10 protein-coding genes are annotated in these 12,345 nt (G+C 71.9%); 4 read left to right on the top strand and 6 right to left on the bottom strand.

Going from position 1 to position 12,345, the window contains the following annotated elements:
• Positions 1-127: 127 nt before the first annotated feature.
• The 3 genes from ACFRFC_RS10910 to cseB form a co-directional block, all read right to left on the bottom strand.
• Positions 128-1,114: a D-alanyl-D-alanine carboxypeptidase family protein gene (locus ACFRFC_RS10910; RefSeq protein ID WP_382680740.1), complete on the bottom strand. Its 987-nt coding sequence runs from the start codon at positions 1,112-1,114 to the stop codon at positions 128-130.
• Positions 1,115-1,255: 141 nt separating this feature from the next.
• Positions 1,256-2,587: an ATP-binding protein gene (locus ACFRFC_RS10905; protein ID WP_383112608.1), complete on the bottom strand. Its 1,332-nt coding sequence runs from the start codon at positions 2,585-2,587 to the stop codon at positions 1,256-1,258.
• A gap of 23 nt (positions 2,588-2,610) precedes the next feature.
• Positions 2,611-3,288, bottom strand: coding sequence for a two-component system response regulator CseB (cseB, locus tag ACFRFC_RS10900; RefSeq protein WP_382681067.1), 678 nt, complete (start codon positions 3,286-3,288; stop codon positions 2,611-2,613).
• Positions 3,289-3,849: 561 nt separating this feature from the next.
• Between cseB and ACFRFC_RS10895 the strand changes: the two genes are divergently transcribed.
• Complete coding sequence (locus ACFRFC_RS10895; protein WP_382680738.1) at positions 3,850-4,689, top strand: DUF2637 domain-containing protein; 840 nt, start codon at positions 3,850-3,852, stop codon at positions 4,687-4,689.
• Positions 4,690-4,948: 259 nt separating this feature from the next.
• Complete coding sequence (locus ACFRFC_RS10890; protein ID WP_382680737.1) at positions 4,949-5,311, top strand: hypothetical protein; 363 nt, start codon at positions 4,949-4,951, stop codon at positions 5,309-5,311.
• Between the two features lie 7 nt (positions 5,312-5,318).
• On the opposite strand, the gene ACFRFC_RS10885 is transcribed toward ACFRFC_RS10890, so the two are convergent.
• Together ACFRFC_RS10885 and ACFRFC_RS10880 are read right to left on the bottom strand one after the other, a co-directional pair.
• Positions 5,319-6,584 (bottom strand): hypothetical protein, encoded by a 1,266-nt coding sequence (locus ACFRFC_RS10885; RefSeq protein WP_382680736.1) that lies wholly within the window; start codon positions 6,582-6,584, stop codon positions 5,319-5,321.
• 20 nt (positions 6,585-6,604) lie between these two features.
• Entirely contained in the window at positions 6,605-6,913 is a 309-nt protein-coding gene (locus tag ACFRFC_RS10880; RefSeq protein ID WP_382680735.1) for a chaplin family protein, read from the bottom strand.
• 349 nt (positions 6,914-7,262) lie between these two features.
• Here ACFRFC_RS10880 and ACFRFC_RS10875 point away from each other — a divergent pair, with 349 nt between their 5' ends.
• Positions 7,263-7,667, top strand: coding sequence for a hypothetical protein (locus tag ACFRFC_RS10875; protein WP_382680734.1), 405 nt, complete (start codon positions 7,263-7,265; stop codon positions 7,665-7,667).
• Here the strand turns inward: ACFRFC_RS10875 and ACFRFC_RS10870 are convergent.
• Positions 7,630-8,625 carry a hypothetical protein gene (locus tag ACFRFC_RS10870; protein WP_382680733.1) on the bottom strand — a complete coding sequence of 332 codons (996 nt, stop codon included), beginning with the start codon at positions 8,623-8,625 and terminating at the stop codon, positions 7,630-7,632. The two genes, ACFRFC_RS10875 and ACFRFC_RS10870, sit on opposite strands and share 38 nt — an antisense overlap.
• Positions 8,626-8,979: 354 nt before the next feature.
• Here ACFRFC_RS10870 and ACFRFC_RS10865 point away from each other — a divergent pair, with 354 nt between their 5' ends.
• Positions 8,980-12,342 carry a hypothetical protein gene (locus ACFRFC_RS10865; protein ID WP_382680732.1) on the top strand — a complete coding sequence of 1,121 codons (3,363 nt, stop codon included), beginning with the start codon at positions 8,980-8,982 and terminating at the stop codon, positions 12,340-12,342.
• The last annotated feature ends 3 nt before the right edge of the window (positions 12,343-12,345 follow it).

Below are 12,345 nucleotides of genomic sequence, written 5' to 3'. Positions count from 1 at the left end.
GGGGGGGGGGGGGGGGGGGGGGGGGGGGGGGGGGGGGGGGGCCCGGGGGGGGGGGGGGGGGGGGGGGGGGGGGTTGGGGGTGGGGGGGGGGGGGGTTCGGGTTCGGTGGGCGCCGGTTCCGTGGTGGTCATCGCCGGACTCCCCGCTGTGCCGCCGCGACGAGACGTTCCGACACGTCGAAGACCGTCCGCAGCCCCTGGGCGGGCGTGGTGTCCGCGTCCTGGTGCAGAACGACCCCGAGGATCAGACCGGTCTCGTCCCCGGCGTCGTCCTTTCCCCCGCCCGTCCTGGCCGCCCACATCAGGGCTCCGCCCGCCGGAGTGCTCGAACCGGTCTTGACGCCGACGATGCCGGAGGTCCCCAGGAGCCTGTTCGTGTTGGCGATCGTGCCCACGCCCTGGCCGATGGTGACCTCGTCGGTGGCGACGATCGCCCGGAAGACCTCGTCCCCCATGACCGCACGGGCGAGCTTCAGCTGATCCTCGGAGGTGCTCATGTTCTTGGGGCCGATACCGCTCGCGTCGGTGTAGGCGGTCCGGGTCATCCCCAGGCCGGCCGCCGCGCGGTTCATCTTCGCGGTGAAGGCGTCCTCGCTGCCCGCGTCCCAGCGGGCCAGCTGCCGCGCGATGTTGTTCCCCGAGGGCAGCAGCATCATCTCCAGCAGCTGCCGCTGGCCGAGCCGCTGCCCCTCCTGGACGATCACCGTCGATTCCACGGAGGAGAACGACTCGTCCTGGGCCTGCCGGTCGACCGTGACGAGCGGACCGGACTCCTCCTTCTCCAGCGGATGGCCGGTGAGGATCACATGCGCGGTCATCACCTTGGCGAGACTGGCGATCGGTACGGGGTTCTGCGCCCCGCTCGTCCCGGAACGGCCACTCTCCATTTCGGTGACACTCGCCTGGCCCTCCTCCGGCCACGGCAGCACCAGCGAGCCGGTGCCCGGCGCGGAGCCGGCCGTCGTCCCCGTGCCGTCCCGCGCCGCCTGCGTGCCGCTGACCCAGCAGCCCGCGGTGATCGTCAGGAGCAGGGCCGTCAGCGTGCCCCACAGGACGAACGCCCTGGCCGGCCGTCGGCGGTCGGTGAACGGGCTGGGGCGGAGCTGGACGCGCATGGGCTGCCTCCGGGTCGGGCGCACGGGACCGCACGCGTCACCCACCCTGCAAAGGCGGAGTCTCCGTACCGCTGAGACGGCTCATCCATCGCCGCTCGGGAATGTGTCCGCCGTGTATCGGTGCCGGTGGCGGCCCCGCATTCAGACGTCGTCCGCGCGCCCGTCCCCGGGCGGATCCGTCGCGCACCCGCCCGGCAGTCTCAGGACCGCGATCGCGCCCCCGTCCGGCGCGTTGGCCAGGTCGAGGGTCGCCCCGATGACCCCGGCGTGGCCCAGCGCGATGGTCAGGCCGAGTCCATGGCCGTGACCCCGTTCCGGGGCGCCGGTACGGAAACGCTGGGGGCCCTCCGCCAGGAGGCGGGCCGGGAAGCCGGGCCCGTGGTCGCGTACGACGACGGTCGGGCCGTCGACCGTCACCTCGACGGGCGCCCGGCCGTGACGGTGCGCGTTGAGGACGAGATTGGCGATGATGCGGTCCAGGCGGCGCGGGTCGGTCGAGATCCGCCGGTTGTCGACGACCACCGTCCGGGTCGGCTGCCCGGTCCGGGCCACCGTCGCCTCGACGACGCTGCCCACCGGGACGGGCCGCGCGTCGGCCGCCTCCGCGCCCGCGTCCAGCCGGGAGATCTCCAGCAGATCCTCGACCAGCGCGCGCAGGACGCGTACCCGGTCCCGTACGAGATCGGTGGCGCGGCCGTCGGGGAGCAGTTCGGTGGAGGTGACCAGGCCCATCAGCGGGGTGCGCAGTTCATGGGCCACGTCGGCGGTGAAGCGCTGCTCGGTGAGGAGCCGCCGCTGGAGGGCGTGGGCCATCGAGTCCACGGCACCCGCGATCTCCGTGATCTCGTCCCCGCGCCGGGCGTCCGCCCCGGTACGGGCGTCGAGTTCGCCGTCGGCGATACGGCGGGCGGTGCGCGCGACCCTGCGCAGGCGGAGGTTGAGGAGTTCGGTGACGACGAGGGAGAGGGGGACGATCACCAGGAGGGTCGCCCCCGACACCTTGACCATGGTCCGGTCGAGGGCGGCGAGGTTCAGTTGCTCGGTGCCCATGTGGAGCGTGACGGCGAGGGTCTCGCCGTCCAGGCGCTGAGCGGCCCACATCCACGGGCCGTTACGGCTCTGCGTGTCGTACCAGATGGCGGGCTGGTCCGATGCGCGCACCCGGCTCAGCAGTTCGGGCGGCATCTCCGCCTCGTCCAGGATCGCCCCGTCCACAGGGGTACCGCCGCCGCGCCGGTACTCGTCGGCCGCGGCCGTGAGGGCCTCCGTGGCGCGGCCCGCGCCCTCCCGCTGGTGCCGCTCGGCGGTGGCGTTGTGCACGAGGAGGCCGACGGCCAGGGCGACGGCGCAGGATGCCGCGACCACGAGCGCGGCGATCTGCCAGCGCAGCGATCGCCAGTTCGACAGGCGCCGCCACACCGGACTCCGTAGGCCCGCCGGACTCCGTACGCCCGCCGTGCTCCGTGCGGTCACCTCGTTCCGTGCGGTCACCGTGCTCAGCGCCGCAGTTTGTAGCCGAAGCCACGGACGGTCTCTACGCGGTCGGCGCCGATCTTCTTGCGGAGCCGCTGCACACACAGGTCGACGACCCGGCTGTCGCCGTCCCAGCCGTAGTCCCACACGTTGCGCAGCAGGCTCTGCCGGTCCAGGACGATCCCGGGGTGGGCCGCGAACTCCAGCAGGAGCCGCAGTTCGGTGGGGGCCAGGGCGATCCGCTCACCGTCCCGGAACACCTCAAGGCCACGGGTGTCGATCGTCAGATCACCGAAGACCAGCCGGTCGGGACCGGAGGGCGGGACCGCTGCCGACGCGGGCGCCGCCGCCGGTCCCGGGGTTCGTCCGTCGGGCCCGGGGCGGCCGGGCGTGAAGGTGGCGCGGCGCAGCAGGGCCCGGATCCGGGCGACGAGTACGGGGGTGTCGACGGGCTTGATCACATAGTCGTCGGCGCCCGCCTCCAGGCCCGACACGACGTCCAGCGCGTCACCGCGGGCCGACATCATCAGGACCGGGGCCTGACTGGTCTCCCGTACCTTGCGGCACAGACCGATGCCGTCCAGCTCCGGCAGCATGACATCCAGCAGCAGCAGGTCGGGCGTCCGCTCCCGGAAGTGCTCCAGTCCCGTGAGTCCGTCGGCGGCCGACCGGACCTGGTACCCGTAGCGCTCCAGAGCCATCGCGACCGAGGTACGGATCACCTCGTCGTCCTCGACCAGGAGGAGGGCCGCACCGTCGTTGTCCACGCTCACTGATCCCCCTCGCTCGTTCCCTATGTCCGGATCCGACAGCCTACCTATCGGATTTTTCGGGGGTGAGGGCGGCCGGGCGCTGTTTGTCCGTCCGTCGGCAGCGAATTCACTGTGCCGATCGCCGAGCTTTTAGAAGACAAACCGCTCGAACCATAAAGTGCGCCGCACGGCGAGGATTACACAAGTTAAAAAATGCTCTCAACAATGTTCTTTCTCCGTTGCGGTCACTCATTTGCCGCGCAACTGGAGGAGCGGGCGGAGCGTTAGCGGGACATGACGAAATTGAGATCCCTTGCCTTACGTCGCCGCGGAGCGAAGGCGGGTGCCCTGCGGGCGGAGGACGCAGGGCACGACACCCGGGACACCGAGTCGCTGCTCGTCGAATTTCTCAGCCTGTTGGACGCGACCCAGGAGGAACTCAATCAGCGGTGGAGCGGTCAGGGAAACGCCGCCTACCACACGGACCGCATGCGACATGGGTGAATGACCATGAATCACGACTATATGGATCTCTCGTACGCGCGACGTGAGTGGTACCCCGAGTACCCCGAGTACCCCGAGGCATACCCTCCGGGGCCGGACACCGGCTGGCACGGCAGTCCCATCGACCCCCTGCACGCGCAGGGCCCCTTGGAGCCCCCGGATCCCGGGTGGGACCCGGTCGAGGAACTCGCCTACCTCATGCAGGACGCCGGCCCCGCGGAGCGGACGGCCACCGTCCCGCCGCCGCACGCGGTACCGCATCCCCACGCCGTACCGCCGCCGCACAACGACCCGTCCTCCGGCGCCGATTTCTCCGAATCACTGGAGAATCTGGTACAGATCACGGCGCAGTTGCCGCCCATCCGACGCTCCACCACACGACGTTCCGCCATGGGACATCGCAAAACCCGAACCCGCAAACCGCGTTTCAAGTGGTTGCAGACCGGCAGCTTTGTGATCGTCGCATTCGTCGCCGTCATCGTGGCGGCGGTCAGTGTCTTCGGTGCCATGGCGGCCTACGGGCCGCTCCAGCGCATCACGTCCGACGCCGAGGGCGGGGAAATTCCCTGGTGGCCGCTGCTCGTCTACGGCCCCTGGATCGTCGCCTCGCTCTCCATTCTGCGCACCGCCCTGCATCGGCGCCGGGCTCTGCACTCCTGGTCCGTCGTCCTCATTTTCTCCGCCGTCGCGATAATGCTGTGCGTCACTCAGGCCGAGCGGACCATCGCCGGTATCGCCGGGGCGGCCCTGCCGGCCCTCGCGTCCCTGGCGTGCTTCCAGCAACTTGTGCGGCAGATCACCTTGACCCTGCCACCGCGCAAGAGCGCGTCCCGCCATCGGCAGTAGCCGAACCCCGGCGGGCCGGGTACGAGCGGTAGCGCGTCCCCGAGCGTTCAACGCGTGCACGACTTTGTTCTGATGCGGGGTATCCAGGCCACCGCCGGGACGCGTAGACCGGAGAGGCACGCAAGTGCACTCCCGTTCTCGGGCGGCCCGGCGAAGTGCCGAGCAGATGCCTTTGACCCAGAGGCGTCGCGCGATCTGCCGGCCGATGACCTCGCGTCCCCCGCCGAGGACATCCGCGCCTTCCTCATCGGGAGGGTGTGTGCCGACGATGCTGCGGCCGCCCAAGGCCACCGCCGGTCCCCGGATTCCCGCCCTGGCCCGGATGGACGGCGTCGACATCCTGCACCGCACCCGCTCCGGCCCGCTGGACGTCCTGCTCGTCCCCGCCGGGCCCCTGGCCACCGCCGCCCCCCTGGAGGACCAGGGCCTGAGCGTCACCGTCGCCGACCCGCGCCTCGGGCTGCCCACCGCCTTCGTCCCCCAGGGCCCGCGCGCCCGCTGCTCGCCAGGGCCGGTCTCGACGGACCGGGCATCACGGCCGCCGTTCTCGCCGCCCACCCCGACCAGCGGTCAGGCGGCTCTCCGGAAACGCCTCACCACCGCGCCGCCGGACGGCACCTGACCTCGCCTCACCCGTGGCCGTGCGGGCCGGGGCCGGTCGCGTGCGCCGGGGTGTGGGCGGTGAGGAGGAGATCCTCGTAGGTGTGGTGGTGGCGGGTGGTGGTGCGGTGGCGCAGCAGATCGGCTGCGCGGACGGGTTCGCCCGCGTCGACCAGGGCGCGGGCGAGGGTGTCCTGGATGATCTCGCGTTCGACCCGTACGCCGCCGATCCGTTCCGCCCGCTCGCCCAGCGCCGTCAGCAGGTCGGCCGCCGCGCGGGGGCGGCCCGCGGTGATCTCGGCCAGCGCCTGGACTACGGGGGCCAGGACGTCACGGTAGTCGGGGCGGTCGTCGGCGGCGGCCCGGCGGGCCAGGGTGCGCAGGTCGTCGGTGGCGGCCTCCACGGCCAGGGCCAGGGCCAGGTTGAAGGTGTGGAAGATCTCCGCCGTCCCGCCCGGCGCGGCGAGCAGTTCCCGTACGTGGCCGGGGTCGCTGCGGCCGGCGGGTGACTCCCCGATGAGGAGCAGCCGCCAGTTCGTCGCGGCCCGCATGCCGACATCGGTACGGGCCAGTGCCGTGTCCGCGCGCCTGCGGGCGTCGGGGAAGTCGCCGCAGGCGAGGGACTGGAGGGCGGCGTGCCAGTTCAGGTGCCGTGACTGCACCGCCTGCGGGTCGGCCCGCAGCCACTGGTCGAGGAAGGCGGTGCACGCGGGGCCGGTGCCCAGCTCGTGCCCGGCGTGGGCGAGGGCGTGGGCGGCGACGCCGGAGCGGGGATGCAGACCGAGCGCCCGCTCGGCGAGTTCGTACGCCTCGCGCACCCGGCCCTGTTCCGCCCGGGTGGCGGCCAGCCAGCTGGTCCACGGCCAGTTCTCCGGCCCCGCCACCGCCGCCTGTTCCTCCGTCAGCGCGTCGCCGTGGGTGCGGTAGTCGGCGTCCCCGCAGGCCCAGAACGCGCCGAGCATCAGCCCGGCCGGCTCGTCGGCGGGCCAGCGGGTGAAGTGCCCGGCCAGGTGATCGGCCGTCAGCCGGTACTGCCGGTGGGTGTGGAGGAACACCCCGTACACCAGGCTCGCCTCCCGCTCACCGGCGGCCAGCGCGTCCCGGTGGGCGAGCGCCAGTTGCTCCTTCAGCACGGCGTCGTCCCACCGGTCACCGGTCGCCAGCGCCAGCAGCGCCCGTGCCACACCGCAGCCCGGGTCCGCACCGACCCACTCGCGCAGCGACGCCAGCGTCCGCCCGCTCAGGGACAGCAGGGCGTGCACCGCCCGCTGCTCCAGCGTCTTCGGGTCGGTCACCGGCCCTTCACCGGCACGGTTCACACGCTTGCGCGGATCAGGGCGGTGCAGATGATGCCGCTGTTGCCGCACTGGTTACGCGGCAGGCTCAGCGGCAGACCGGCCTGGTTGCCGCTCGCCACCCCGCTCCCGCCCACGGTGGCGCCCGCGGTCCGGGCACCGCCCTGGCTGACACAGGTGTTGCCGAACACCGCGTTCCCGATCCCGATCACACTCGCGTGCGCGGCACCGGCCGGGACCAGCGCCGCCCCGGCCACCGCACCCAGCACCACGGCCCGCACACCCGCACGCCCCGCGCCGCCACCCGTGCTCCGCGTCTCCACACCCATCGCGCTCCTCCTTCACCCGGCACCGCGTCCCGGCACCCGCACAGACCACGCAAGCCAGACAAATCCCAGCCGCACTCCCCCCAACGAAGAAGCCCGCCTCCCGACACGAATGCGTCACCCCGACCCACCCCGGTCACCCTGATCAAGCCGGCCACCCCGGCCATCCAGGCCGCCCCGGCCACCCCGACCATCCCGATCGGCTCCACGTCACCCCGTATCCGGGTATCCGGGTATCCGGGTATCCGGGTGAACCTCGGCCGCCCCCGGCCCGCCCTCCCCCGGCACCCCGCGCACTCAGCAGTAGCGTGCGGCCGTCCCCACCGCTCGACACAGCTGAAGGCGGCCCCCTGTGGAAGCATCCGAACTTCTGCCCATCATCGCCCTCTTCCTGCTGGTCACGGTGGAGTTCGGCGGCCATGCGCTGCTCCAGTTCATCACCACGCGCCAGGGCACCCTCACCCCTCTGCGCGAGCGGTCCTTCCGCGCCGGGCACGCGCACGCCGGAGTGCTGCTGATCCTCTCCCTGGCCTACTTCCTCTATCTGCCCCGCGCCGACTTCTCCTCCGGCGTCGAGTGGCTGTTCGGGATCCTGCTGCTGGTCGGCGCGCTCGCCCAGTCCGGCGGCTTCTTCCTCCACCTCGCCCTCGGCGCCGAGGGCCGGTCTTCCGTCGGCACCCACGTCACCCGGGCCGGTGCCGTCCTCATCGCCGCAGCCCTCATCGCCCTCGGCGTCGGCCTGATCCAGGCCCTGTGACGGACGCCGTGCGGGTGCGTGCGTGCGCGAAGACGGCGGCGGTGGCGGCGGCCGCGCCGACGGCCAGGGCGATCAACGCGGCGACGGTCGTGGAGTCCGGCGCGGTCACCGGCTGACCTCGGTGGGCCTGCCAGAAGAAGACGGCCGTGAGCCCGAGAAGGGTGGCCGCGGCGATCCAGACCAGGGCGGTGCGGTGGCGGGGCCCGAGGGTCTTGGGGCCGAGGGTGAGCAGCAGACCGAGCAGGGCCAGGGCCTGGAGTGAGTGGACGCCGACGAAGTGAGCGACCCGCTGGTCGCCGCCGACGGTGCTGAAATTGGTGACCGGCATCCCGGGACCGCCGTCGGCCACGCCGACGGTGTGGGCGCCGACGACCGGCATGCCCTGGCCGAGGTCCGCGGCGACCTCCTGGGCCGGGGTCGGGGCGGCGATCATCGGGACGCCGACCGCCATCCCCACCACCGCGAGCGCCAGACCGAGCCACAGGGCCCAGGCCAGGGCGGGCGGCTCGATCCGCTGGAGCAGCAGCAGCACGATGGTGACCAGGGCGAGCAGGGCGGCCACCGAGATGACCACCAGCATGGTCACCGTGAGCGCGCCGGCGAAGTCGCTCCCGAAGTTGAAGTGGCTGGTCGTGCCCGCCGCTGCCGCCCTGACGACCCACAGCACCTCGGCGACCACGGCCACCGCGGTGACCCAGGAGATCAGCCGGACCAGGCGCCGATGCCCCCGGACGAAGGTCAGCAGCCACAGCAGGGTGACCGCGTAGAGGGCGAAGGAGAACGCGAACCGCGCGGGCTTCGCCCAGGCCGCCTGGCCCGTGATCCGACTGGGGTCCACGACCAGTCCCACCAGCGCGGCGAGAGTGATCAGCCCCAGGACGCCCCCCGCCCCCGCCAGCGGCCGGTTGACCGCCCAAGCCCGCCGCACCACAGCCCCCGGCCCGAATGCCTCCACCACGACTCCGCCGTCCCTCGCCCACGAGAACCGCCCACGAAAACCTCTGTCCGATGATCGCGACGAGAGACGCCGAGCCGGCCGAGACACCGTGCGACAGCCGGACAGATCACCCGCCAGCGCCCCCGGCCTGCGCCATCCGGACCCGGCCGACGGTTCCTGGGGCGGCACGTTCCCCCGCGAACCGAGAACAAAGGGAAAGGACCCGGTAAGCAGAACGATTCTCCTCGCGCCGAGGAACACTCCCCCGAGTGAACTTCGGCCCGGTGCCCGGTGAACCGCCCCATAGTGAGAGGACCGGGCGGCAGGGCGATCAGGGTGCCGTCCATGCCCGTCTCCCCTCACAGGAGTCTCGCCATGGAGCCTCTCTTCCGCCTCGCGCTGCTACGGCCCGCGATCGCGCAGGACCCCGACAACCCAAGTGTCGAACTGGCGCAGCAGACGAACTTCCAGCAGGCCCTGGCCGCCGCGTCCAGCGCGCCGGACCCCCGGACCGAGCTGCGCCGGGTCGTCGGCGAGTACGTCGCCGGACCGCTGTTCCTCGCCAGGCCCGAGCAGACTCCGCTGGCCCGGGAGACGGCCAGGTTCGCGGCCACACTGGACCGCCTGCCCGCCCTGGCCTCGGCCCGAGCAGCGGCCAGGGCGGAGGCTGAGGTAGGGACACCAGCCGTGGCGGAGGCTGAGCCCCGTACGGGGCCCGACGGCGAACCAGTCACACAAGCCCCAGCCCAAGCCCCAGCCCCAGCCGGAGGCGACCGGCGTCCGGAGGCCGCCCCGCCCCCTCCGCCCTTTCCGGCCCCTCCGCCCTCCCTGCGGGACACCGTGATCGCCGCCGTCCGGGACGGGTTCGGCGCCGGACCGGCCGACGTCGTACAGGGGGCCGCGTACAAGGACGCCGTGGCGCGGTTGCGGGACAGTGTGCTGGCGATCAAGTATCTGGCGGCCGAGCACAGCAGGCCCCTGGAGGAGTTCGTCCGTCAGCTGCGTCATCTGGAGATCGTGGCCCGGCTGGTGACGAACGCCGCCTTCCCCGCCGGTGCGCAGGAGCTGCGGCGGGCCCGCAGGCGGCCCCTGCGGCTGCCGGGCGCGACCGGCCTCGAACCCGTGACGTCCACCGTCGAGGCCGAGCGCGAGCAGCGTGAGAAGGAGGCGGAGGCGGCCAGGGCGCGGCGCGAGCAGGCCGAGCGACTGCTCGCGCGCTACCGGGCGTTGCGTACGGCGATCGGTGAACTCACCGGGCTCGGCGGCGAGCATTTCCAGATCTCCGCGCAGCGCGAGTCGGGGGAGGTCCTGCCGCCCACCGAGTACACCCCGCCCTCCGAACTGGCCCGCCAGATCAGTTTCCACAGCCGTCTCTCGGAGGCCAACCTCCGGGCACTGGCGGGAGGCACCGGCACGGGAGGAGGCACCGGTACCGGCGGGGGAACAGGTGGCGGCACCGGCGGCGCCGCCCTCCCGGCAGCCGAGGAACCCGTGCCCGAACCCCCCGCCCCCGACGCCGTCTCCGGCGCCGCGCAGCTCGCCGGGCAGGTCTTCGGCGCACGGCCCGATCTGCTGGCCGGTACCCCGGGGTTCGTCCCGGCGGTGCTGGCGGAGCTGGGGTTCCGGCTCGGGGCGGACGCCGTGGGGCAGTTGTCGGAGGCGACCCGCGTACTGCTGGCGGAGCGCGGCATCGAGGTGACGGCCCAGCCGCTGGACCGGATCGTCGCCCTGCTCCAGAGCGAGACCGACCGGACCGCCGCCGACCTGGAGAAACTGTTCGGCAAGCCGGTCAAGCGCAGTGTGCGGCGCATCGGCGACACCCTGGTCACCACCGTCACCCCGGTGCCGTCCGCGTGGAACGCGATCACCATCGGGGAAGGCGAACTGGACCCGGTCGCGCAGGTCCCCCTGGAGGCCGGCCGTGTTCCGGCCACCCGGGGCAGTGTGAAGCCGTCCGGTGTCGCCGACCTTCTCGTGGTGCGCCAGCAGCTGATCGGGTACGAGGGCGCCGACATCGCCCATATCGAGAATGTCCTCAAGGGGGAGACCAAGCTCCGCGAGCACACCCGGCGCGAGGAGACCGAGCAGATCACCGTCACCGAGACGGAGACCACCACCACCGAGGAACGCGAACTGGAGTCGACCGACCGCTTCGAGATGAGCCGCGAGTCCCATGCCGTCATCAAGGAGGACGCGGCGCTGAAGGCGGGCCTGACGGTCACCGGCAAGTACGGCCCCACGGTGGAGTTCTCCGCCTCCGCCGAAGGCTCCGTCTCCCGCTCGAAGGAGGAGGCGACGAACAGCGCGTCCACCTTCTCCCAGGACGTCACCCAGCGCAGCGCCGGCAAGATCTCCGAGCGGGTGCTCCAGCGCACCTCCCTGAGGATCACCACCGAGGTCACCGAGAAGAACACCCACACGCTCGACAACAGCCCCGGCATCGAGCACATCTCCGGGGTCTACCAGTGGGTGAACAAGGTGTACCAGGCACAGATGTTCAACTACGGGCTGCGCACCATGTTCGATTTCATGGTCCCGGAGCCCGCCGCGTTCCTCATCCACACCCTCCAGTCGGCCCACGCCGGGGCCGTGCAGCTGGACAAGCCGCCGGCCTTCAATCTCCAGGCGAACGCGCTCGACGAGACGAACTACCACTACTGGGTGCAGCAGTACCAGGCGACGGATGTCACCCCGCCGCCCGAGGTGTATCTGACCAAGTCCTTCGACTTCAAGGCGGGCGGCGGCGACAGCAGGACCAATTACAACCACTCCGGGCAGGTCACCATCGACGAGGGGTACCAGGCGTTCCAGGGGTCCGTCGCCCATCTGTGCAACATCTGGGAGGGTGATCACTCCCTGGACATCGCCGTGGGCCGCCGCACCCACCGGTTCGGCCCACGGGACGGCTGGGTGTGGATCACCATGCTGGACGAGGAGCAGGGCTCGATCCCGGTCGCCGTCGACAGCTTCCGGCTCTCCCAGGTCTCGGTCGCCGTCGAGATCAAATGCCGTCGCACCGATCGGGCGATGGAGAAGTGGCGGGCGGACACCCACGCCAGGCTGACCACCGCCTACCGCGCCCGGCTCGCGGAGTACGAGGAGAAGGTCGCCGCGCTGACCGTGCAGGCCGGTGTCGTCATCGAGGGCCGCAATCCGCTGGCCAACCAGGAGCTGATCGCCCACGAGCTGCGCAAGAACTGCGTCAGCATCCTCACCAAGCAGCACTTCGACCTCTTCGACGCGATGGACATCAGGGCCGACAAGGTCCCGCAGATCGATGTCGACGAGGCCGCCGCGGAGGGCGCGTACGTCCGCTTCTTCGAGCAGGCGTTCGAGTGGGAGCATCTGACGTGGGTGGCGTACCCGTACTTCTGGGGCCGCCGGAGCGAGTGGGACGAGCGGCTCGCCTACGACGACCCCGACCCGTTGTTCAATCAGTTCCTCAAGGCGGGGTACTGCCGGGTCACGGTCCCCGCCCGCCTGGGTTTCGAAGGCGCCATCGACCATTTCATGAACTTCGGCGAACTGTGGAACGGCGGCCCGCTGCCGGCCGTCTCCAGCCCCCTGTATCTCTCGATCGCCGACGAGATCGCCGAACGGCTCGACCGGCCCGGTGACGAGATCCCGCAGGGCGAGGAATGGACCGTACGCATTCCCACGAATCTGGTGCGGCTGCGGGCGGACGACGATCTGCCCCGCTGGGTGCGCAACGCCTCGGGCGAATGGGTGGAGGCATGAGCC

Source organism: Streptomyces sp. NPDC056734 (assembly GCF_042790455.1).
Taxonomy (GTDB): domain Bacteria; phylum Actinomycetota; class Actinomycetes; order Streptomycetales; family Streptomycetaceae; genus Streptomyces.
This window is presented reverse-complemented; position numbering and strand designations above follow the sequence as displayed.